This window comes from Telmatobacter bradus (assembly GCF_048629425.1).
GTDB lineage: Bacteria > Acidobacteriota > Terriglobia > Terriglobales > Acidobacteriaceae > Telmatobacter > Telmatobacter bradus.
On record NZ_CP184532.1, the window covers coordinates 4,195,776 to 4,219,592 of the forward strand.

The 23,817-nt window shown below is 59.6% G+C and carries 17 protein-coding genes; 12 read left to right on the top strand and 5 right to left on the bottom strand.

The window, feature by feature from the left end:
- Positions 1–120: 120 nt before the first annotated feature.
- The 10 genes from ACOBR2_RS17265 to ACOBR2_RS17310 all read left to right on the top strand — a co-directional run bounded on the left by ACOBR2_RS17265 (position 121) and on the right by ACOBR2_RS17310 (position 16,269).
- Complete coding sequence (locus ACOBR2_RS17265) at positions 121–2,946, top strand: PIG-L family deacetylase (protein WP_420237344.1); 2,826 nt, start codon at positions 121–123, stop codon at positions 2,944–2,946.
- Between the two features lie 465 nt (positions 2,947–3,411).
- Positions 3,412–4,887, top strand: coding sequence for a DUF1553 domain-containing protein (locus ACOBR2_RS17270; protein WP_420237345.1), 1,476 nt, complete (start codon positions 3,412–3,414; stop codon positions 4,885–4,887).
- Positions 4,888–4,910: 23 nt separating this feature from the next.
- Entirely contained in the window at positions 4,911–6,269 is a 1,359-nt protein-coding gene (locus ACOBR2_RS17275) for a DUF1501 domain-containing protein (RefSeq protein WP_420237346.1), read from the top strand.
- The gene (locus ACOBR2_RS17280) at positions 6,266–8,590 is read left to right on the top strand and encodes a hypothetical protein (RefSeq protein WP_420237347.1); all 2,325 of its coding nucleotides are present in this window, start codon (positions 6,266–6,268) and stop codon (positions 8,588–8,590) included. Before ACOBR2_RS17275 ends, ACOBR2_RS17280 begins: the two co-directional genes overlap by 4 nt.
- A gap of 118 nt (positions 8,591–8,708) precedes the next feature.
- The gene (locus tag ACOBR2_RS17285) at positions 8,709–9,113 is read left to right on the top strand and encodes a hypothetical protein (protein ID WP_420237348.1); all 405 of its coding nucleotides are present in this window, start codon (positions 8,709–8,711) and stop codon (positions 9,111–9,113) included.
- A gap of 83 nt (positions 9,114–9,196) precedes the next feature.
- Positions 9,197–10,516, top strand: a complete 1,320-nt coding sequence (locus ACOBR2_RS17290) for a TolC family protein (RefSeq protein WP_420237349.1) — start codon at positions 9,197–9,199, stop codon at positions 10,514–10,516.
- Between the two features lie 2 nt (positions 10,517–10,518).
- On the top strand, positions 10,519–11,826 hold the full coding sequence (locus ACOBR2_RS17295; RefSeq protein WP_420237350.1) for an efflux RND transporter periplasmic adaptor subunit: 1,308 nt from the start codon (positions 10,519–10,521) through the stop codon (positions 11,824–11,826).
- Positions 11,823–15,125 carry an efflux RND transporter permease subunit gene (locus ACOBR2_RS17300; protein ID WP_420237351.1) on the top strand — a complete coding sequence of 1,101 codons (3,303 nt, stop codon included), beginning with the start codon at positions 11,823–11,825 and terminating at the stop codon, positions 15,123–15,125. The genes ACOBR2_RS17295 and ACOBR2_RS17300 overlap by 4 nt, the downstream gene beginning before the upstream one ends.
- Entirely contained in the window at positions 15,118–15,927 is an 810-nt protein-coding gene (locus ACOBR2_RS17305) for a lytic transglycosylase domain-containing protein (protein ID WP_420237352.1), read from the top strand. Before ACOBR2_RS17300 ends, ACOBR2_RS17305 begins: the two co-directional genes overlap by 8 nt.
- Before the next feature lie 15 nt (positions 15,928–15,942).
- Positions 15,943–16,269 (top strand): hypothetical protein, encoded by a 327-nt coding sequence (locus tag ACOBR2_RS17310; RefSeq protein ID WP_420237353.1) that lies wholly within the window; start codon positions 15,943–15,945, stop codon positions 16,267–16,269.
- Positions 16,270–16,387: 118 nt separating this feature from the next.
- Here the strand turns inward: ACOBR2_RS17310 and ACOBR2_RS17315 are convergent, their stop codons facing one another.
- On the bottom strand, positions 16,388–17,014 hold the full coding sequence (locus ACOBR2_RS17315; RefSeq protein ID WP_420237354.1) for a LamG-like jellyroll fold domain-containing protein: 627 nt from the start codon (positions 17,012–17,014) through the stop codon (positions 16,388–16,390).
- 417 nt (positions 17,015–17,431) lie between these two features.
- Between ACOBR2_RS17315 and ACOBR2_RS17320 the strand changes: the two genes are divergently transcribed.
- Together ACOBR2_RS17320 and ACOBR2_RS17325 are read left to right on the top strand one after the other, a co-directional pair.
- Complete coding sequence (locus ACOBR2_RS17320; RefSeq protein WP_420237355.1) at positions 17,432–17,617, top strand: hypothetical protein; 186 nt, start codon at positions 17,432–17,434, stop codon at positions 17,615–17,617.
- Between the two features lie 238 nt (positions 17,618–17,855).
- Positions 17,856–19,433, top strand: a complete 1,578-nt coding sequence (locus ACOBR2_RS17325; RefSeq protein WP_420237356.1) for a ribulokinase — start codon at positions 17,856–17,858, stop codon at positions 19,431–19,433.
- A 111-nt stretch (positions 19,434–19,544) separates the two neighbouring features.
- Here the strand turns inward: ACOBR2_RS17325 and ACOBR2_RS17330 are convergent, their stop codons facing one another.
- The 4 genes from ACOBR2_RS17330 to ACOBR2_RS17345 are packed head-to-tail and all read right to left on the bottom strand — an operon-like array spanning position 19,545 to position 23,578.
- Positions 19,545–20,120: a hypothetical protein gene (locus ACOBR2_RS17330; protein WP_420237357.1), complete on the bottom strand. Its 576-nt coding sequence runs from the start codon at positions 20,118–20,120 to the stop codon at positions 19,545–19,547.
- Between the two features lie 57 nt (positions 20,121–20,177).
- Positions 20,178–21,161, bottom strand: coding sequence for a transglutaminase family protein (locus tag ACOBR2_RS17335; RefSeq protein WP_420237358.1), 984 nt, complete (start codon positions 21,159–21,161; stop codon positions 20,178–20,180).
- 33 nt (positions 21,162–21,194) lie between these two features.
- Positions 21,195–22,205, bottom strand: a complete 1,011-nt coding sequence (locus ACOBR2_RS17340; protein WP_420237359.1) for an alpha-E domain-containing protein — start codon at positions 22,203–22,205, stop codon at positions 21,195–21,197.
- Complete coding sequence (locus tag ACOBR2_RS17345; RefSeq protein WP_420240032.1) at positions 22,190–23,578, bottom strand: circularly permuted type 2 ATP-grasp protein; 1,389 nt, start codon at positions 23,576–23,578, stop codon at positions 22,190–22,192. Before ACOBR2_RS17345 ends, ACOBR2_RS17340 begins: the two co-directional genes overlap by 16 nt.
- Positions 23,579–23,817: the final 239 nt, after the last annotated feature.

Genomic DNA, 23,817 nt, shown 5'->3' on the forward strand with positions numbered 1-23,817 from the left:
TTCAATGAAACAAAGATCACTGCTAGCCAAGCCACGCGAAGCAGTTGGCCCCACCGCAGGTGGCAGGCGACTCCATGGATTGTAAACTGACGATGAGGTTTTGCCTCGCAGGGAGTGGGTATGCGAAAGAGCGTTGCAGGCGTTTTTCTTGGTCTCGGACTGTGGAGCGGACTCCAGGCTCAGACTCCTCACAGAATTATTGATCCTGGCCCGGAGGTCATCGTCCTTCCCGAGCCCAGCGCCACGGTTCTGCCCCTCGCGGAAGATCGCGGCCGTACCGGGCTGGAGCGTTCGCTCAAGCAACTGGGCACCACGGCCAGCGTGCTCATGGTGGTGGCGCATCCCGACGATGAGGATGGCGCTCTGCTCACCTATCTGACTCGTGGCCTGGGCGCGCGCGTCACCCTGCTGACGCTCACCCGCGGCGAGGGCGGCCAGAACGCCATGAACGCCGAAACCTACGACGCGCTGGGCCTGCTGCGCACCAGCGAGCTGCTGCGTGCCGACGACTACTACGGCGTAAGCCAGCTCTGGGGCACCGAGGCCGACTTCGGCTTCTCCAAAACGGTGGAGGAATCCTTCACGCGCTGGGGCCGTGACCGTGTGCTCTACGACGTGGTGCTGGCCGTGCGCAAGGTCCGTCCGCAGATCATCCTGGCCAGCTTCAGTGGCGCGCTCACTGACGGCCACGGCCAGCATCAGGTCTCTGGCGAAGCCGCGCAACTGGCCTTCAAACTCGCCGCCGATCCCAACGTTTTTCCCGAGCAGTTGAAGAACGGCCTCACCCCCTGGCAGCCGCTTGCCGTCTACTCCCGCACGCCCTTCGTCAACGCCAAAGACGGACAGATCTTCGACTACGCCACCGGCAAATTGGCCTCCGTAGAGTTTAAGAATTACGTCAGCGGTGAGGTCACGCACACGCAGCCCTCCACCAACGCCAGCATCCACACCGGCAGCTACGATCCAACGCTTGGCCGCAGCTATGCGCAGATCGCCCGCGAGGGATGGGGCGAGCAGAAGTCGCAGTACGGCGGTGCGAATCCCGCGCTCAGCGGACCGCTTGAAAGCAACTATCATCTGTGGGCGGTCGCGCCTGCGGCTGCTGCGCAGGGCAATGTTTTGGAGAAGGGCTTGTTCCGCAATGAAAAGGTCAGCATCGACACCAGCATTGCGGGACTGATCCGGCTGGCGGGCGCGCAACCTCCGCAAGACCTCGCCGAACAATTGCGCTCACTCGATGAAGGAATTGCCAAGGCACGTGCCGAAAGTGCCACACGCAGCAACGTAGAGCTGGCACACCAGCTTGTGCCGCTCTACAAGCAGGCATTGGCGCTGCATAAACGCATTCTGGCAGACAGCAAGATTCCGGCGCAACGCAGCCTCGTCTTCGAACTCCAGCAGAAGATCGTTAATTTCGATCAGCTCTTTGCAAATCTGTTCGGCCTCGACGTGCTTGCCTTCCGCGCCCAATCCGATACGCCGCAGGACGGCCCGCAGCGCGGTTCCGCCGACGAAACGCCGCGCAACGTCACACCCGGCGAAGATTTTTTCGTCCGCGTACATACGGCCCACGCAGAAGCCTCCGCGCAGTTGCTCAACTTCCAGTTGGAAAGCCAAAGCGGCTCCCCGTGGGCCGTCTCTGAAGTGGCACAAAAAGCGCAGCAGAGCAGCGTGCCAACCGAGGTCGTGGAAAAAACCTTCCGCGTGCGCGTCAGCGACGACGCCCAACCCACCGCGCCCTACTTTACGCGGCCCAGCATCGAGCAGCCCTACTACGACATTGCCAACGAAGCATGGCGCGAGCGCTCCTTTGCCCCGTGGCCGCTCACCGCTCAGGCCGTCTTCAGCTTCGACGGCGCGCTGATTCCCGTCCCGCAGGTGGTGCAAACGCTGGAGCGCGTCAACGGCCCGGGCGGCGTCTATCAGCCGCTGGTGGTCACGCCCGCACTTGGCCTGCGCATGGAGCCAGAGGCTCGCGTGCTGCCGCTCGATGGAACTCCCCTGCAGGTGAAGGTGACCGTGCATGCCGAACGCGCGGCCAACGGCACCCTTCAGCTTGAACTGCCCTCGGGTTGGACGGCCGAGCCCGCCCAGGTGGACTTCAACTTCACCAAGCCGGGTGACAGCGCGCCGCTCGTCTTTACCGTGCGGGCCAAGGCAGCGGGCGCAGGCGCATACACGCTTGCCGCCGTGGCCAGCAGCGAGGGCAAAAGCTATCGCAGCGGATGGCGCACGGTGGGCTATCAGGGCCTGCAACCCTACAACCAGTACAAACCCGCCACGCTGCGCGCCCGCAAGATCGACGTACAGGTGCGCAAGGGGCTGCGCGTGGGCTATGTGATGGGCACCGGCGATCTGGTTCCCCCGGCGCTGGAAGAGCTGGGAGCCACACCGCATCTGCTCACCACAACCGAGCTGACCAGCGGCGATCTGGCCGCCTACAACACCATCGTCGTTGGCATTCGCGCCTACAGCAACCGGCCCGACCTGCGGCTGGCCCAGTCGCGACTGGAAGAGTGGGTGCGTCGCGGCGGCACGCTGGTGGTGCAGTACCAGAGCGAGAACTTCCCTGCTCCGCTGCCGCTGACCATGAAGCGCTACGCCGAGCGCGTCGTCGATGAATCCGCGCCGGTGCAACTGCTGGAGCCCGCCAACCCGCTGCTGACCACCCCCAACAAAATCACCGTGGCCGACTTTGATGGCTGGGTGGAAGAGCGCGGCCATTCCTTCCTGGACACATGGGATGCGGGCTACACAGCGCTGACCGAAACCGCCGACGCCGGACAGGATCCGCAGCGCGGCGGCCTGCTAATCGCGCACCCCGGCAAGGGTACGTACATTTACGTGGCCTACGCGCTCTATCGTCAGTTACCGGAGCTTGTACCGGGCAGCTATCGTCTGCTGGCCAACCTGATCAGCGCGGAAAATACGGCGACGAAGAAATAGCTCCGTGCGCGGATTGACCCAGCCCAAAGGTACAAGAGGATTTGGGTGCCCCACCCTCGCCGCGTCTTTGTTTTTGCGGCTAGGGTTCTGTCTCTAAAGTTCGCATCCTAATTGTTCTGTCATCTTGAGCGGAGTTTGGCCGTTTTTGGCCAAACGGAGTCGAAAGATCGGCGGTTGTTCTTCAAAGATCTTCCGCGCAAATTGATGTATCTTTGGAGCCAAAGTTCCTTTCAGCAGAGGCAAAAAGCAGCCGCAGATCCTTCGACTCCCTGTGGTCGCTCAGGATGACAATCCAGAGTTTGATGAGAATTTCAGAAACAGGAGACGAGCCGCCCATCCGCCTGCCACAAACAATCCCCTCCGCACCCCGACTCCAGAAAAATCCTATTTCCCTGCAACTTTGCTCCGGAAAGAGCGTTCATACTTGGTAGCACGGGAATGCCCCACAGGGATGGGCAGCGACAGATGATGCTGAGTCAACGCAATCCAATCAACGAGTTGGTCTTTGCTGAACTGGCCCGGGTCGGGATGCAGCCAGCGCCCCCTGCGCCGGACGCCGTCTTTTTGCGCCGCGTTTTTCTGGATGCGATTGGCACACTGCCCACCATGAGCGAGGCCAAAACCTTTCTGGCCAGCAAGGACCCCGCCCGGCGCGAGCTGCTGATTGACCAGTTGCTGGAGCGCGATGAGTTTGCTACCTACCGCGCCATGCAGTGGAGCGATCTGCTCTGCATCAAGGCGGAATTCCCCATTGATCTTTGGCCGGTGGCGGCGCGGGAGTACTCGCGCTGGCTGCAGCAGTCGCTGGCGGCCAATCAGCCCTACAACGCCTTCGCGCACACGCTGCTGACGGCCAGCGGCAGCAACTTCCGCAATGGTCCGGTCAACTTCTACCGCACCGTGCAGAGTCGCACCCCCGATGCACTGGCGCAGGCCGCGGCCCGCGTCTTCATGGGGGTGCGCACCGAGAAATGGCCCGCCGACAAACGCGCCGCTCTGGCCGTCTTCTTCTCCTGTGTGGGCTACAAACCCACCGGCGAGTGGAAGGAAGAGATTGTCTTCTTTGACCAGAGCAATCCTTTGCCGGAGGCGGCGCTTCTTCCCGATGGCTCCCGCACACGATTGAAGCCGGAACCATTTAAGCCAGAAGTGGACCCGCGAGTGGCCTTTGCCGACTGGCTCACTGCGCCCCGCAATCCTTACTTTGCGCGGAACATCAGCAACCGCATCTGGGCCTGGCTGTGGGGACAAGGCATCTACGAAGAGCCGGACGATCTGCGCCCCGACAATCCGCCGCTCTATCCAGCGCTGCTCAGTTCTCTGGAAGCGGAACTGGTTCACTCCGGCTACGATCAGAAGCACCTTTACCGGCTGATTTTGAACTCGGCCGTCTATCAGCAAAGCGGCATCCCGCTGAGCAGGCAGCAGACCAAGCACTTTGTCTGCTATCCGGTGCGGCGGCTCGACGCCGAGGTGCTGATCGACGCGCTATGCCAGATTACCGGCACCACCGAGCAGTATTCGAGCGCCGTGCCCGAGCCTTACACCGTCATGCCCGTCGATCAACGCGCCATTGCCCTGCCCGATGGCAGCGTCAGCAGCTCTTTTCTGGAGACCTTTGGCCGCTCGCCGCGCAACACCGGCATGGCAACCGAGCGCAACAACCGGCCCTCAACAGCGCAACGACTGCACATGCTCAACTCCAGCCAGATTGAAAACAAGATGGAGCATGGACCAGCGCTGCAGCCGATCTATAAATTGTCTGCCCCTGTAGCCACGGTCAACGCGCTCTATCTGACGATCCTCTCCCGCACGCCCACCGATGCGGAGCTAAAGACGGCGACCGGGTATGCAAAGAGCAGCGGCGTCAATCGCAATCAGGCAAGTGTGGATCTGGCCTGGGCGCTGATCAACAGTACCGAGTTCGTTTACAAGCATTAGGTTCTGCGCGAGGAGCAAAGAGCATGAGCGACGAGCGAAACAAGTTCTGGATGGAAGCAATGACGCGCCGCGAACTGCTGCGCCTGGGCATGGCAGGCGGCGCAGGCATGGCTCTGGGAGATTTGTGGGTTCTGCCGGCTCTGGCCGCGCCCGCCAAGAGCAACGCCCGCGCCAAATCCGTCATCCAGATCTGGATGTGGGGCGGGCCGTCGCATCTGGACACATTCGACCCCAAGCCGGAGGCAGGCAGCGATTATTGCGGCCCGCTCAACGCCCCCATCGAGACCAGCGTCAAGGGAATGCGCATCAGCGAACTGATGCCGAACCTGGCCCAGTGCGCAGGGAAATACTCGCTCATCCGCAGCATGACGCACGGCGTCAACGGCCATGAAACCGCGTCGTACGAAGTGCAGACCGGACGCGCCGCGGGCGGCAAAGACGTCTACCCCAGCGCGGGGGCCGTCGCCTCTTACTTCAAGGGCGTAAACGCTGGCTATAAAAGTTTGATCCCGCCCTACATCGTCCTCACCGAACCACAGGGACGCTTCTCCGAAGAAGGCTTTCTCGGCCTCCGCTACCGGCCCTTTGCCACCGGGGGCGACCCCGCGCGGGAGCGCTTTGCGGTGGAAGGCATTGTGCTGCAGGGGGTCAACGATCAACGCCAGCAGAGCCGTCGCCAGTTGCTGCATAATCTGGACGCGCTCGACAAAGCGCTCGGCGACGATCCGCGCATTGCCCCTTGGCGCGAGACGGAACGGCAGGCCTACGACCTGATCCTCGGCAATGCAGGCAAGGTCTTTGACCTAACGCAAGAGACAGCCGAGATGCGCGACCGCTACGGGCGCAACACCTTCGGCCAATCCTGTTTGTCGGCCCGCAGACTGGTGGAGCAGGGCGTTCCCTGGATCACAATCAACTATCAGGGCGGATGGGACACGCACAAGGGAAACTTTCCCACCATGCACCGCCGCCTGCCGGAGATGGACAAAGCTCTGGCCGCGCTGCTCACGGACCTGGACAGTCGCGGCCTGCTGCACTCCACCATCGTCTGGGTCAGCGGCGAATTTGGACGCACGCCCAAGGTGCAGTGGGAGGCTCCATGGAACGGCGGACGCGGCCATTGGGGGCAGGTCTTTTCTGCGCTGCTGGCAGGCGGAGGATTTTCCGGGGGCCATGTGATCGGCTCCTCTGACGCGCGCGGCGAAGAGGTGCGGGAGCGGCCTGTCTATCCCACCGATCTGCTGGCCAGCATCTACACCCAGATGGGCATTGATCTGCATGCTCCCCTGCCGCATCCCATGGGCGAACGCGTCTTTGTGACCGCCAGCAAGGACGAGAATGTGCGTTCGGCGGGAATGCTCAAAGAGATCATGGGAGCATGAAGCGTATGCGTCCGTGGCTTGTATTTGCAGCAATTCTGGCCGCCTCTGCCGCCCTGGCCGCACAGCAGAAGGAGGCGCGTGCCTCCTTCGTCTATCCCGCTGGCGGGCAAGTGGGAACCTCCTTCGATGTGCGAGTGGGCGGAGATGTTCTGGATGGCACCGTGGCCGCCATCTTTACGGGCGATGGCGTCACGGCCAGCATCATACATTTTGATAAATCTTTTTATCCTGCCGAAGCGGACGCACTGAACCAAAAGCTGAAAGATTTGGAACAGAGTCATGCAACGACTCCGGCTTCTGCCAAGCCCACCGCCAACGACCCGCAAAAACCCGCCGAAGCACCGCGCCCAACCACCCCCTGGACGCCGGAAGACCGCAAGCTGGCCGCCGCGATGCACTACCGGCTGGATTGGGACGCGCGCCTGCGTTCCGCGCCCGCGTTTGCACAGGCCGTCACACTGCACGTCACCATTTCTTCCCATGCAGCGCTGGGCAATCACGAACTGCGACTGCTTACCAACAAGGGACTCACCCCACCCCTCGTCTTTCTTGTAGGCCATCTGCCGGAGAACTCACTCGATCCGCAGTTTGTGCCAATGAAGGTGGCAGCCGGAGGAGGCGTGGCACTGGCCGCGCAGGCCCACGCTGACCCATCCCCTCCGCCGCAGACGATTGCCCTGCCCATGATTGTGAATGGCCAGATCATGCCCGGAATGGCCGAGAGCTATCGCTTTGCTGCGCACAAAGGGCAGAAGATCGTGATCGCTGCTTTAACGCGCACACTCATCCCCTACATGGCCGACGCTGTTCCGGGATGGTTTCAGGCCTCGCTCACCCTCACCGACTCCAGCGGCAAAGAACTTGCCACGGCAGATCATTTCCGCTTCAGTCAGGAGCCAGTGATCGAGACGGAGATTCCTGCCGATGGTGACTATCTGCTGACGGTGCGCGATATTCTGAACCGTGGCCGCGAAGACTTTCTCTATCGCATAGCCATTGGTGAGCTGCCTTACGTAACCGGAATCTTCCCGCTGGGCGGCCCGGCAGAAAAACGAACCCGCATTGCGCTGAGCGGCTGGAACCTGCCCCTGCGTCCAATAAAATCCGATGCGTATGCGCCGGGTGTGCATAGCTTTGTTGCGGAAAAAGACGGCTGGCAGGCCAACACCGTAGCCTTCAGCGCCAGCACACTGAAAGAATCGGTAGAAGCAAATCCTGCGACGGACGCCCAGCATGCGCACAACATCCATCTGCCGGTCGTGCTCAACGGACGCATAGAAAAGCCCGGCACTGGACACTACTTCCGCCTGCATGCCGAAGCCGGGCAGCAGATGGTGGCAGAGGTGGAAGCGCGGCGTCTGGGTTCGCCGCTCGATTCGACACTCACGCTCTTCGATGCCAAAGGCCATCAACTCGCCTTCAATGACGATAGCGACGAGAAGGATGCTCCGCTGCTGACGCATCAGGCCGATTCACGCCTGGAGTACCACTTCACCGCGCCGGGAACCTATCTGCTGCGCATTGCTGACAGCCAGCAGAACGGCGGCCCCGACTACGCCTATCGCCTGCGCGTTGGCCCTGCGCAGCCGGATTTTCAGGTACGCATCGCGCCCTCTTCCATCAACCTGCGCCCCGGCCGCAACACGCCTGTCCGTGTGCTGCTCTTGCGCCGCGATGGCTTTCAGGGAACGGTAAAACTGCGCATCAAGAGTGGTCCGGCGGGGCTGGTTCTGGGCGGTGCAGAGATTCCTGCCGGAGTGGACGCCGTGCGCGTCACGCTCACCGCTCCTCCCGAGGCATTTGCCGCGCCGCAACGGCTGATTCTGGAAGCCGTTGCCAACATCGACGGCGTTGAAGAGCATCGCGAGGTGGAAGCTGTCGACGACAACATTCAGGCCTTTGCCTGGCATGAATCCGTACCGGCCCAGCAGGCTCTGCTCTGGAGCATTGGCAAGGAGCATCGCAAGCCAATCTGGCCTGTCTTTGGCAACCGGATCGTCCTGCCCAAAGGAGGCTCGGCCACGCTGCAACTGACCATCCCGCAGGGTCTAGCCAACAATCATTTCAGCCTGACGCTGGACGATCCTCCACCCGGAATCAGCATCGCCGAGGTCAAGCAAAACGGCACAACCTTGCAGGCTCGCCTGAGTGCGGATTCCAGCTTCAAGCAAGGGCTGGAGGGGAATTTGATTGCTGAAATCTTCATGGAAAAGAGCGTCGCGGCAGATCAAAAAGCTCCCAACAAAAACAAACCCGCCCCCTTTGACGTGCTCCCCGCAATTCCCTTCGCCGTCATGCCCTCGCGGCGACAAGTGGAGTGAAGCTGGAAGTCGTTGATCCTTTGAGCCTTCGTCCTTCCGGAGGGGCAGCACTCCTTTTTCTGCTGCAATTCAGCGATTGACATTGTCCAGAAACTACTTCAGGATCAGAGGAAGCAGAATGCGTCGCATCTTCCAATTCGTAGCCCTTACTCTGGCCCTGCTGCTGCTCGCGCCGGAAGCTTTCGCCAGCGTTATCTGCAAGGCCCCGGCTCATCCGCAGGCGTGCAGCAAAAGCTGCTGCGCGGGCATGGACGACGGCACGATGCAGATGGACGGCGATGTGATGACGGCTGGGAATACGACGCAGATCAGCCCGTCCCCCTGCTGTGTTGTTACGGTGACGAATGCAATGCTTACCGCCGCGCAGACAAGCGCTCCGGAGAGCAAGACAACCGCGCTTGCTCCCACGGCAGTCGTCGTTCTGGCCGCTTTGCCTATGCCGCGCAAACGCGCGGACGAGCTTCCTCCCGGCTTGTTCCTGAGGCAACCGACCCCTTCTCGTCTCTGCACCTTTCTTATCTAGTTCCCTCGTTGTGACGGAATCACTGTCGGGCATTCGTGTGCCTGGCCTCTGATCTTCTGTGCAAACAACCGAGGGAATTTTTCGTGAAGAAAATCTGCCTATGTTTTGCCCTGGCGGCAAACATTGCACTGGCCGCGTCCGGTCAGAGTGGCCAGCCCATGGCCAGCGCGCCTCTGCGGCTGGAAGATGTGGTGCGTCTGGCGCTCGAACGCAGCCCGGAGCTCAAAGCCTCGGAGTCTGCAATCCATGCGGCGGAACACCGCATCGCTCCCGCCAAAACACTGCCCGACCCTACCGTCTCTGCTGGTTGGGCAGGCAAACTGACCCCGCTTGCGACCATGCCCGGCGACGCATCGAGTTATCGCGGCGTTACCGTGAGCGAGCAGCTTCCCTACCCCGGCAAACTGCGTCTGCAAGGCGAGTTGGCCGCGCGCGATGTAGCCTTGGCGCACACCGACTGCGAGGCTGCCCGGCGCAAAATCACAACCGACGCCACACTGGCCTACGCCGAGTACTTTTACCTGGACAAGGCGCTCGATGCCACCCGCCAGAACAAGGAACTGCTGGAAAAACTGGCCGCCATTGCCGAAGCAAAATATCGCGTGGGCAAAGCCATGCAGCAGGACGTTCTGCGCGCGCAACTAGAAATTTCCATGCTGCTGGAAAAACTGGCCATGCTGGAAGAGCAGCGCGCCGAGGCCGAGGCCACGCTCAATGCGCTCCTGCAACAACCGCCTGAGACGGAACTGCCACGGCCGGAAGAATTGCAGGCGCAGCCACTGCACTACTCGCTCGATGCGTTGTATGCCATGGCCAACACCAAAGACAGCGACGTTCTGCGACAGCAGGCCATGATCGAACGCGGCAAGACCAGCCTCGCACTCTCCCTGCGCCAATCCCGGCCTGACATCAGCGTGAGTTACATGTTTGAGCAGCGCACCAACCAGCCCGACATGAATGGCGTAACCGTGAGCGTGAGTCTGCCGGTTTTTTGGAAGCAACGCCAGCACGAGGCTGTGGCCGAGGCCGCCGCAACACTGCACAGCGCGGAAGAGATGCAGCAGGGCCAGCAAAATTCCGTACGCGCCGAGGTGCGCCGCCAATATCTGGCCGCTGAAACTGCGCAACGACTTCTGACGCTTTACACGCAGGGAATCGTGCCTCAGTCCTCGCTGGCGCTGGAGTCGGCGATGTCGGAGTACCAGGTGGGCAAGGTCGACTTCTTCTCGCTGATTGCCAGCTTCTCCTCCGTCTTGAACTACGAAACCGACAGCTATCGCAAGCTGGCTGACTACAACATCGCCGTAGCCCGCATCGAGAGCATGACGGGCGAGTCTGTCACATCCGCACCAACGGCGGAAGTTCAAAAACTTCCGGCAGTCGATCTGCAAGGAGCACGCTAATCATGGAAGAGACAAAAACACAGGAACAGCGGCGCAAAAAGATCGGCCAATGGATTGTGGCGGGGCTTCTAATCGCCGCTTCCGTTGTAGTTGTGACTGTTGCCATACGCAGTGGCTGGTTTTCCGGAGCTATCCAAACTAACTCCAGCGCAGCCAAAACGACCTCGTCCTCCGGGCCAAAGATTCTCTACTGGTACGACCCCATGCACCCGGCCTACAAGTCCAACAAGCCCGGCATTGCACCCGATTGCGGAATGACGCTGGTGCCCAAGTACGCCGAAGAATCGAAGGCCGACACAATGCCTGCGGGAACCGTGACGCTGAGCGGAAATCAGCAGACGCTGGCGGGCGTGCAAACGGTGGCTGTGCGCCGTGCACCGCTGGTGCGCGAGATCCACACCTCGGCCGAAATCGTAGCCGATGAAACGCGCATCTCGCATGTGCATCTGAAGACCTCGGGATTCATCGATCAGGTCTTTGTGGACGCCCTCGGGCAGTTAGTGCACAAGGGCGACAAGCTCTTCACCCTTTACAGTCCCGATCTGGTGGCTGCCGAAGAGGAGTACCTGATTGCGCGGCGTGGCAACGCAACGCTCGGCACAGCATCCATACGTGAGGTGCGGGAAGGCGCAGCTTCACTGCTGGCCTCGTCGCGACAAAAGCTGAAGCTGCTCGACGTGACCGACCAGCAGATTGCGCGGCTCGACGCAACAGGCGAGGTCACCCGCGACCTGACCTTCTATGCGCCGGTAAGCGGCTTCGTCACCGACCGCAAAGCCTTTCCCCAGGCCTCTGCCACGCCCGACACGGAGCTCTACACGCTGAGCAATCTTTCCTCGGTGTGGGCCAACGCAGACATCTATGAGTACGAACTTCCGTACGTTCACCTCGGCCAAAAAATGACCCTCACGTTGAGTTACTTCCCGGGCAAGACTTACACCGCAAAAATCTTTTACATCGATCCGTCTGTCGATCCGCAGACGCGCACGGTCAAGGTGCGTGTGCAGCTACCAAATCCAGGTTTCAAGCTCAAGCCGCAGATGTTTGCCGACGCCACACTGCATGTGGACTACGGCAAGCCGCTGCTGGTGCCACAGGAAGCCGTACTTGACTCCGGCAACACGCAGCAGGTTTTTGTGGTGCATCCCGGCGGCGCATTCGAGCCGCGCCACGTAACGATTGGGCCAGTGGTCGATGGGCAAACCGTGATACTGGCTGGGCTCAAGGAGGGCGAGGTCGTGGTCAGCTCCGGCAACTTCCTGCTTGATTCCGAAAGCCGCATGAAGTCTTCCGCTGGAGGAGCGCAATGATCAGCCGCATCATCGACTTCTGCGATCGCAATCCGCTGCTGGTCATCATGCTTTCGGCAGTGGCGGCCGTGCTCGGCTGGTACTCGATGCACAACACCAAACTCGATGCCATCCCCGATCTCTCTGACACGCAGGTGATCGTCTATGCGCACTGGGATCGCAGTCCTGACATTGTTGAGGATCAGGTCACCTATCCAATTGCCTCGGCGCTGCTGGGCATGCCCCATGTGAAAGACATCCGCGCCTTTTCCGACTTCGGCTACGCCTACATCTACATCATCTTTGACGAAGGCACGGATATTTACTGGGCGCGCTCACGCACCCTGGAGTACATGAACGCAGTTACTCCGAGGCTACCCAAAGGCGTCAACGTGGAGTTAGCCAAGGATGTAACTTCGGTGGGCTGGGTTTACCAGTACGCGCTGGTAGATACCACTAGAAAAATGAGCAACGAGAAGTTACGCAGTTATCAGGACTGGTCTCTGCGTTACACGCTGCAAACCGTGCCCGGCGTGGCGGAGGTTGCGCCCATCGGCGGATTTGTGCGGCAGTATCAGGTCAATGTGGATCCCAACCGCCTGCTCGCCTATCACATTCCCATCCAGGCCATCAGCGATGCGCTGGGAAAATCCAACAACGACGTGGGCGGGCGTCTGGTGGAGTTCACTGGCCGCGAGTACATGGTGCGCGGGCGTGGTTACATCCGCTCACTCGACGACGTGAAGAACACGGTAATCGCTGCCAACTCACACACCGGAACGCCCGTGCTCATTCGCGATGTGGCCACCGTAGCCTTCGGCCCTGATCTGCGCCGTGGCGTTGCCGATCTCAACGGCCAAGGCGAGGCCGTGGGCGGCGTCGTCATCATGCGCTACGGTGAGAATGCGCAGAAGGTCATTGAGCGCGTAAAAACCAGACTGCAGGAGATTGCCCCCACCCTGCCGCCGGGCGTAAAAATCGTGCCCACTTACGACCGTTCCGAGTTAATTGATCGCGCCGTTGAAAATCTGCAGCACACACTCATTGAAGAACTCATCATCGTCAGTCTGGTGATTCTCATCTTCCTCTGGCATCTGCGCAGCGCCCTGGTTCCCATCCTCATCATTCCCGTCACGGTGCTGCTGGCCTTCATTCCCATGCAGCTCTCTGGAATGACGGCCAACATCATGTCGCTGGGCGGCATTGCCGTGGCCATTGGCGCACTGGTGGATGCAACGGTGGTTGTGGTGGAGCAGGCGCACAAGCGGCTGGAACAGTGGCAGGAAGAAGGCAGGCAAGGCCCTCCGCACACCGTTGTGTTGGCCGCAGTCAAGCAGGTTGCTGGGCCCAGCTTCTTTGCGCTGCTGGTAATTGCCGTTGCCTTTCTTCCTGTCTTTGCGCTCGAAGGTCAGGAAGGACGACTCTTCAAGCCTCTCGCCTACACCAAGAACTTCTCCATGGCGATTGCCGCCCTGCTGTCGATCACGCTTGCGCCCGCGGCCATGCGTCTGCTCTTTGCCCGGCTCGATGGCTTCAGCTTTCGACCGCGCTGGCTGGCGCGAATTCTGAATTCCGTGCTGACAGGAACAATCCACAGCGAAGAAAAGCACCCCATCAGCCGTCCGCTGATGAAGCTTTATCTTCCCGTGGTTGAAACCGCCATCGACTTTCGCTGGCTGACGCTTCTGCTGGCGGTTTTGGCAATGGTGCTTACCGTTCCCGCCTTTGAGCGGCTGGGCTCGGAGTTCATGCCTCCGCTCGACGAAGGAACGTTGCTCTACATGCCTTCCACGTTGCCGGGAATTTCAGTGGCTGAAGCTTCCCGCCTGCTGCAGAAGCAGGACCAGATCATCGCCCGGTTCCCTGAAGTGGAGCGCGTCTTCGGCAAGGCAGGACGCGCCGATACCGCAACCGATCCTGCTCCTTACTCGATGATGGAAACGACGATCCTGCTCAAACCGCAGAACCAGTGGCCTGCCAAACCCCGCTGGTACAAGGACCACTTGCCGCAATGGACGTGGAATTTTCTGCGCCGCATCTGGCCCGATCACATCTCTACCAATGACCTGATTTATGGCTCCGGTGGAATGAATGAAGCGCTGCAGATTCCCGGCGTCTCCAACGCATGGACAATGCCGATCAAAGCGCGCACCGACATGCTCTCCACCGGCATTCGTACCCCCATCGGCATCAAGGTACTGGGCGCAAATGCCGAGGAGATCGAGCGCATTGGCCGCCAGATTGAAGCGGCGCTGCAATCCGTGCCGGGCACCAGCAGCGCCTTTGCCGAGCGCACCAGCGGCGGCTACTTTCTTGACTTCGATTTGAAGCGCGATGCACTGGCCCGCTACGGCTTGACCGTCGACGATGCTGAAGCCGTGGTGACGGGCGCGATCGGCGGCGATGCGGTTTCCACAACGGTGGAAGGCCGCGAGCGTTACAGCGTGAATGTCCGCTACCTGCGCGATGATCGCAGTGATGTTGACTCACTGGAACGTGTTCTGGTGGCAACGCCCTCCGGCGCGCAGATTCCGCTGGGGCAGATTGCCGACATCCACTTCCGCACCGGACCAGGCATGATCCGCGACGAAAACGGCCGCCTCTGTGGATACGTTTATGTCGATGTGAATGGGCGCGACATTGGCAGTTATGTAACCGACGCCAAGCGCGTCGTGACGGAAAAAGTCACCGTGCCTGCCGGGTATGAGCTGGTCTGGAGCGGGCAATATGAATCGATGCAGCGCGTGGCGGCCCGCCTCAAACTGGTGCTTCCCATCACGCTCTTCCTCGTCTTCCTGCTGCTCTACTTCAATACCGGATCTGCCGTAAAAACGCTGATTATTCTGCTGGCCGTGCCCTTCTCGGCCATCGGCGCAATCTGGTTTCTCTATCTGCTCCACTACAACTTGAGCATCGCCGTCTGGGTAGGACTGATCGCACTGCTAGGAGTGGATGCGGAGACGGCCGTCTTCATGCTGATGTATCTGGATCTTGCTTATCAGGATGCCATGCAGAAGGGCGGCATCCGCAGTTGGGATGCTCTGCGTGAAGCTGTGGTGCATGGCGCAGTCAAGCGGCTGCGTCCCAAGGTCATGACCGTAGCGTGCATGGTCTTTGGCCTGTTGCCCATTCTCTGGTCGAACGGCGCGGGAGCCGACGTGATGAAGCGTATTGCCGCGCCCATGCTGGGTGGAATCCTGACCTCGTTCCTAATGGAGCTGGTCATTTATCCGCCCATTTTCGCCCTCTGGAAGTGGCACTGCGAAGTCAAGCCAGCATTGCGCACTCAGGCTGCTTCCACGGAGGCAGAACATGCGTAAGCTTCTCGTCTTCTCCACGCGCTTGATCGGCCTCGCAATTCTTATTGCCACCGTCAGCCTCGCAGCCCAGGCACAGCAACCTGCCGTTGAATTCACGGCCCTCAATGCGCGCCTCAATCAGGCAGCCGAAACGCTTCTACAAGCACCCGTCACACCAGACCAACAGCTAGTGGAAGAACTCCCTTTTGAAGTGAAGAATGCCGTGGCAACTTCTGACATCACAACCGATCCGAACCTGCACCACATTGCCTCCATGGTGCAGCCCATCCTGTTGCAGCACGGCCTGCCGGCGAATCTGGCGGCCGTGATTGCAATCGAGAGCCACGGCAATCCTCAGGCGCTTTCGCCGAAGGGTGCGCGTGGACTGTGGCAACTGATGCCGACCACCGCTCGCCGCTATGGTCTTGTCGTGAGCGACCAATTCGATGAGCGGCTTGATCCTGCGCGCTCCACCATGGCCGCAGCCAGTTATCTGCACGACATCTACGAGCAATTCGGTTCCTGGCCGCTCGCTCTGGCGGCTTACAACTGGGGAGAACAAAACCTCTCTTCTGCCATGCAGCGAGCGCACACCACGGATTTTTCCGCTCTGGCCCGCGCCGGAGCACTTCCGGCAGAAACGCGCGCCTATGTTCCAGCCGTGCTTGCCCGCTGGCAGCAAGATTCCGCCCCTTCTTTCTTTCACTCTGTTCCCCCTGCCGATGTCGTATTTGCCACGGCATCCTCTTCCACCAGTTCCGCAGTTTCTTCAGGGCGGGCACCTGCGCCTTCCCTTCCCCCCGCAACGCAAAATCAACCCTGAATCAAGGAGAATTTCATGATCCTCAAGTCTGCAGTTTTTGCCCTGTTCGCATCCCTCACCCTCGCACCCGCCGCCTTCGCCGCGCAAAGCTTTGACGGCTTCGTCTCTGACTCGATGTGCGGACGCAAGCACATGATGCCCGGCATGTCCGATGCACAGTGCACGCAGGCGTGCCTGAAAGAAGGTTCGAAGTATGTGCTGGTAGCTGGCTCCAAGATCTACACCCTCGGTGCCAAGCCGGAAAAGCTCGCTCCGTTCGCTGGCCAGCATGTCAAAGTGGATGGCACTCTGAAGGGCACAACGCTGGACGTGCAGTCGATTCGTACCGTGGCAGCACGCTAAAGCTTTTCGGAATTGTTCTACAAATAAAACCGCATTGCAAAAGGGTGCTTTTTCCTGAGGAAAAAGCACCCTTTTGCAATACCAACAATCGCTACATCTAACTTATTGGAGAACCGTTTTACAGACCTGCGGGAAGAGCCAGGAACTCCGCCGGAGCAAGCGCCTTGGGCGTCATACGGGCCTGCAGAACCGCGCCGTGGAAGGGCGAAACCTGGTTGATGCGCATGCCCACCGAAGTGCGGCCAGCGGTCTGCGGCACAAAGGTCAGCGGACCTTCGCCCTGCAGAGCATCGCCCACGTAGGCACGCAGTTGGCTGCCGTCGAAAACTATGGTGGCGCGATACCACTTGCCGATGGGGAAGAGCTTGGAGCGGTCGATCAACGTCAGGCCGTTTTCACCCGACTTGACGAAAGCATCCAGGCACCACTCGTTGCCGATCACGCGAATCTCAAAGAGCATGCGGCTGTCGCCATCCACGCCGTTGGCATGTTCCTGCAGATGGAAGAAGCGCTGCTCCTCGTGGCCGCCATCGGGACGGAAAACCACTTCCCACGTGAAGGTGGATGCGCCTGCCAGCGGATGCACGGGCAGATAGATCACGTCGCTGGAGCCGTTGAAGTGCACGGCCTTGCCCGCAGGCGTGTCGATCAGCTTGGGCTGGCCAACCACCTCAACGGGCTGACCGGCAATGGTTTCAAGGCTGTTGAAGTGCCACACCTGTGCTGCAGAATTTGCTTGTGTCATCGCTCTCATGGGGCCGTTGACGCGCTTTAAGCGCGCCCGGCAGGAAAAAGGTGGACAAGAGGAGGACAGGTTCATGTGCTGCCCTTCAAGAAAATCTCAACCTGTTTTGCCGCATTCCATAACGCTCACAGGAATGCGGGGATTGCTTCCAGTCTCAGGCAAACGGCAGGCAAAGGGCAAATCGGAGAGGCAAGAAGTATAGAATCAGGGCTTTATTTTGCAAGGTACGGCTTCACTGGCGACGGAAAAACGCATTGCGACGTGTAGTTTTTTCTGATCCATCCCTGCGGCGATATTCGGAATGGGTGTCGACCGAAGCGTGTAGTCACCAAGGTGACGGAACGCAAAAATAAACTCCCCTTGCGGCCTTCCCAGAATGTGAGAAAGAGAGCACAATACTCCAACGGAGGATGCGCCATGGAACGCTTCATTCAACTCAATCTCAAGAGTGACAATGACCAGCCAGTGCAAGCGAATCTTTCCCCGCCGGAACAAGAAGATCCGTCGGCAACCGCAAAGAAACTGAACATGATCGCCAACAAGGCAGCACACAAAGGAGCGGCACATAGCGGCCGGGGTGGATCCGGTCTCTTCTCCAAATAGGCCAGCGGCGCGCAAGCTTTCCGCACATCTGTGGCTTTCCCGGGTTCAGCTTCCCGAACCCGGGAAAGAGCCACGTTTTTCATCCCATGGAAACGAAAGACAAGGCGCGCAGAACAGGTTCAGGTAAGCGATTGCCACGTTTGCGCCCAGAATTTTGCCTCCAGCTACTGACGCTGAATGATTGAATGGTGTAACCTTGTTGGCGAACCAGAAAGCGTTTACCTGAGGTGCACTTTTCATGACTATTGTTGCCGGCGTTGACTTTGGCACTCTGAGTGTTCGTGTCACTCTTGTCGACAGCCAGAAGGGGCCCATCGGCACCGCTTCGGCCAGCTATCCGCTCCATCGCAAACGCGAGGATCCCGACCACGCCACGCAGTCGCATTTTGACCAGATGAATGCGCTGACGCAGGCCACCCGCGACGTACTTCAGCAGACCGGCACGCCCGGCAGCACCGTTGCGGCCATTGCCCTCGACACCACCGGCTCCAGCGTGATTCCGGTAGGTACTGGCCTGCAACCGCTCGACGAATACTATCTGTGGTGCGATCACCGTGCCCACAAAGAAGCCCAGGAGATCACCTCCAAGGCCCACGAACTGGGCTTTGAGGGCATTCAGTGGTGCGGCGGAACCTATTCGCATGAATGGGGTTTTTCCAAACTGCTGCACTGGCTGCGCCACAACCCTGAAAAACGCGACCAATTTGTGACGGCGCTCGAACACTGCGACATGGTGGCCGCCACGCTCTGCGGCATCACCGAGCTAAGCCAACTGAAGCGTTCCGTATGCGCCATGGGCCACAAATGGATGTGGAACCCCAAGTGGGATGGTCTGCCGCCGGAGGAGTTTCTGGTGGCCGTTGACCCGCTCTTCAAGGGGATTCGTGCAAAGTTGGGCGGCGAGTATCTGACCAGCGATCATCTGGCGGGGCATTTGTCGGAAAAGTGGGCTGCCGAGCTGGGCCTGAAGGCTGGCATTCCGATTCCGGTGGGCGCATTCGATGCGCACTGGGACGCGATCGGCTCCAACTGCAAGGAAGGCGACGCGGTGAACGTGGTGGGAACCTCCACCTGCATCATCGCCATGGCAAAGAAGGCCGAGCTGGTTCCGGGCGTTTGCGGCGTGGTGCCCGGCAGCGTGCATCCGCAGTACACGGGCATTGAGGCAGGGCTTTCTGCCGTGGGTGACATCTTTGATGTGATTGCAAAACGTGCAGGCAAGAGCGTGGCCGAGCTGAGCCAGGGCCTGGATAGCTGGAAGCCCGGGCAGAGTGGCCTCTTGCGCCTGACCTGGGACAACGGCGACCGCACGGTGCTCGTGAACCCCGAGTTGGGCGGCGTAACACTCGGCTGGAACATGGTTTCCACAGCGCAAGACGAGCTGTTCGCAGCCATCGAGGGCACGGCCTTTCATACTCGCATTATTCTAGAGCGCATGGCCGAGCACGGCGTACGCATTGACCGCGTGGTAAATGCGGGCGGCATTCCGCAGAAGAACGAAGTGCTGAACCGCATCTATGCCAACGTGCTGAACAAGCCGATACTGGTGCCATCGGGCATTCCCACGAGCCTTGGATCAGGCATCTTCGCATTGCTGGCGGCGGGCGCGTACAAGAGCATTGAAGAAGCGCAGGCCGCAGTCTGCCTGCCGCTGCGCACGGTCAAGCCTGAGCCCGAAGCAGTAAAGACCTACGAGCAGCTCTATCAACTCTATCGTTCTGTGTACTTCGCGCTAGGCACGCGCAATGCCGCGCCAGTGGCGTTGGGCGCAGTATTACCGGAGTTACGCAAGATCGCCGCTGCAGCACGCGGATAACTGTTCGCAAACAACCAAACGGCCGGTCGAAGAAAGTTCTTCGGCCGGCCGTTTGCATTGAAGGAAAATGGCTTACTGTGGTTGCTGCATATCAATTAACGGAATAGCCGGTCACTTGCAGTTGGGAAGGCTTGTTCCGTGAAACGTGCCGGCACGCCCAGCTTCTTCTAGATTTTTTTCCTGTGCCTCCATTGACATCACACAGAGCGCGTTACGTGCACTGTCAGGCAAGAGCACAGCATCTATTTTGCGATGCTCCCAGTAGTTGGATTTGCCTTGTACTGGCTCGAACTGGGTCCCGAAGATCTGCGGCCGGGAGATGGTTAGAAGGTAGCGATCTAGCGTGGCGGCCGAGAGCCAGCGCGCATCTTTGTAGCCAAGAGCTGTAGCATCCATCGCCAGTACGTGGGCGAACAGAAAATCGTCTGCCGATTGGCCGTGCTGAAAGATCAGTGCTGCATGAAAGTAGTCGATTCCCGTGCGCACCTCTCCCTTGTCAATCATTTGGCGCACCTGCTGTCGGCGCTGCTCATCTTCGGATTGGAGCTTCTGCCAATCGATGTTCTTGCTCTGGCGTGCTGATTGATCCGCTTTGAACAGCGCAGTCAGTTCCACATTCTCGATCTGGGTCTGAGCCAGGGCAGGAAAAGCAACGATGCAAACCAACAGCATGATTGCGATCTTCATGCGTTTTCTCCTCGCATGAATCGTACCAAGAAGTTCGGCTGCACCGCCATCGGCTTACTACTGTTGCTGCTGCATCTGCTGCAAGTCCACGAAGGGGACGGTGGCTGCTGGCACCTGTTGGGCGCGTTCCACCAGCACGCTCCAGTCTTCCGGGATGGGCAGTTTGCGGTCGAGCGCGGGGGGTTGCGCGCTGGCTTCCACATGCACGGCCACGTATAGCTCACTCTCGGTTTTGCCGCGAAAGATGCCGTGCGTGGGCGGAACGTCGGCGTAGTCACGGCCCACTGCAGTGCGAATGTGGCGATGATGCGCGACAAGGTTGTTGGTGGGGTCAAAGCCCACCCAGCCCAGATGCGGCAGGAACGCCTCCACCCAGGCATGCGTGGCATCGGGTGTGGAGCGGTCATTGTCTTCGCGGCTGCGATAGAGGTAGCCCGAAACGTAGCGCGCGGGAATACGCACCTGACGCAGGAGCGCTATCATGGTGTGCGTAAAGTCCTGACAGACGCCCTTGCGACTCAGGATGGCTTCATCGATAGGCGAATCCACCCGCGTGGAACGCGGCTCGTATTCAAAGTATTCAAAGAGGCGGCGATTGAGTTCGTGCACCAGCATGAGTGGGTCATCGCGGCGCACCACATCGAGTTTTCTGGCCAGCTCTTTCAGCGCCGGCGTTTCCACCGCGAAGGTAGAAGGCAGAAGCATCTCCCAGGAATCGCCGGTGTGGACCAGCGCTTCCAGTTCGTCCCACGCATCGGAAGAAAGAAAGGCAGGAATCTCCGCAGAGGGCTGTAACTCCAGAATGGACTCAGCCACGATGACCAGTTGGTTGTGCTCGCCGGGAATATCGAAGTGCTGTACGTTGTTGCCCAGATGATCGCGATAGCTGAAGACGCGGCAACGCGGGCTGACAGAGAGCGCAAAGCTGAGGCAATGCTGATTGGAGTCCGAGCGCGGGTGCATGCGCGTCTCCATGATGCTCTCCGAGATCGAGCGCGTGTAGCGAAAGCGGGTCAGGTGGCGGATGGAGTAAAAATTCATTGTCTTCTCCGTGAAGGCATTTCTTTGAATGCCCTAGACCGCCAGCGCGGACTGAATGGAATAGTGCACATAGTTGCGGTAAATCTGCTCATGAATGCGCAAGCACTGCTGCCGGATGGTGTGCAGAAATGAAGTGCTGTCGCTCGAAAGAATCTCACCGATGGTGGTGTATTCGAGCATGGCGTGCAGGCGGCCAATACCGGCAGCAAGCTCTTCCGGGGCGCGGCGTCCGCCGTTACGCTGAATCGATTCGATGGCGTTGCGCATGCTGTCAACCGTATAGCGAATGGCGTGCGGAAAGTCCCGGTTGAGCAGAAGAAATTCGAGAATGTGGTCGGGAACAATGTCGGCCGTATAAACCTGACAATAGGCTTCAAAGGCCGTGCAGCAACGCAGCAATCCAACCAGCTCCAGATACTGATAGCCGGAGTGGTCGAGTTGATGCGCGTGTGCCAACACCGGCCCGTAGACTTCCAACAGCGTAGCAGTAGCATAGGCGCGTTCCAGCGATCCGCCCAGGCGAATGAACTGCCAGCCCTGTCCATGAATCATCGTGGAATGCCCCACACCCTGAAAAAGATGAACACCATCGACGACGGAAAGCAGCATGTCACTAGGGTTGGAATCAAACTGTGCCGGTGCGTTGGGCGCGTGCAGTTGATGATAGAGGCGGTTCAGGCGTTGCCACTGCTCGGTAGAAATTTCTTCGCGCACCTGACGGGCATTTTCACGCGCTCCATTGATGCAGTACGTAATGGAAGCGGGATTGGCGCTGTCAAAAAATAGACGCCGCGCCATCGAATCCATCGATCCATCCCAATCAAAACCGGAGGGATTCCCGAGCGAGGCCAGCAGATGCTGCCAGCGCAACTCGCTGCTTTCACCTCCCGTGTCCAGCATCAGGTTGAGCGTAACGTCGAGTTGGCGCGCAGTATTTTCTGCACGCTCCAGATAGCGGCTCATCCAGTAAAGACTGTCGGCCACGCGCGAGAGCATGGTGGTGCTCTGCTGTCCCCGGGAATGCAGCGCTATTCCAGTACCCATGTGTCTTTGCTCCCGCCTCCCTGTGAAGAGTTCACCACCAGCGAGCCGCGCTCCAGAGCCACGCGGGTGAGGCCGCCGGGCACGATATTGACCTTGTCGCCATAGAGCACGTAGGGGCGCAGATCAATGTGGCGCGGTTCCAGCCGGTCGCCGATCAGGCAGGGCGCACGCGAAAAATCGAGCGTGGGCTGCGCAATGTAATTGCGCGGATTGGCCTCAATGGCACGGGCAAACTCTTCGCGCTGTTTAGCCGTGGAGTGTGGACCGATCAGCATGCCGTAGCCACCGCTTTCGCCCACGGCCTTCACCACGAGGTTATCGAGATTCGCCAGCACGTGCTGACGCTCGACGTTTTCACTCAGCAGAAAAGTTTCTACGTTCGGCAGAATCGGATCTTCGTCCAGATAGTAGCGGATCATGCGCGGCACATAAGCGTAGACGGCTTTATCGTCAGCCAGCCCGGTGCCAAAAGCATTGGTCACAGTGACGTTGCCCGCGCGATAAGCATTGAACAAACCTGCGCAGCCCAGCGCCGAATCGGGATGAAAGGCAAGCGGATCGCTGAAGTCGTCATCGACGCGGCGATAGATCACATCCACGCGCTTGAGGCCGTCGGTGGTGCGCATGTAGACAATGTTGTCGTGCGTCACCAGATCGCGTCCTTCCACCAGATCAATGCCCATCTGCCGCGCCAGATACGTGTGCTCAAAGTAAGCAGAGTTGAAGACGCCAGGTGTGAGCAGCACGATGTTCGGCTCGGGCCGGCCTTCAGGCGCAAGCGAACGTAGCGTGGAAAGCAGCAGTTGCGGATAGTGCTCAATCGGCCGCACACCGCAGTTGGAAAACAGTTGCGGAAAGGTGCGCTTCATGACGCGGCGATTGGTAAGCATGTAACTCACCCCGGAGGGCACACGCAGATTATCTTCAAGCACCACAAACTCGCCCGAGTTCAGGCGCAGCAGGTCAGTGCCAATCACGGCGCAATACACATTGCGCGGAACCTGCAGGCCACGCATCTGACGACGATAGTGTTTGCAGCTGTAAACCAGATCGCTGGGGATAACTTTATCGGCAAGAATCTGCGCATCGGAATAAATATCGCGCAGAAACAGATTGAGCGCGAGGATGCGCTGCGTGAGTCCGCGTTCAATACGGTCCCACTCTCGCGCGGTAATCATGCGCGGCAGAAGATCGTAAGGGAAGATGCGCTCGGTGCCTTCATCCCGACCGTAGACCGTGAAGGTAATGCCCTGCGTGAGGAAAGAAAGATCGGCTGACTGTTTGCGGCGCTGCAGTTCATCGACGGGCAAGGTTGCAAGGGTTTCAGCCAGGGCCTGATAGTGGGGCCGCACATCGCCGGAGGCCTCGCGCATCTCATCGTATGCGTGGTCCAGCGGATAGTCGCCGTACAGCGTATCGAGTGCGATGGGATGGCCAGCGCTCATAGGCGAAGTGGCTCCCTGGTTGAATTCAGGGCCCAGCAGAGAGAAGGAGCGGTGCCCCCACCAGGCGGGCGCAGTGCGCCCACCACCCTCACTCTCTGCTGAAAACACCCTGTATTCAGCTTGTAGCATGTGGTAAATAAGGGAATCATCAGGAAAGCCCGAGAAAG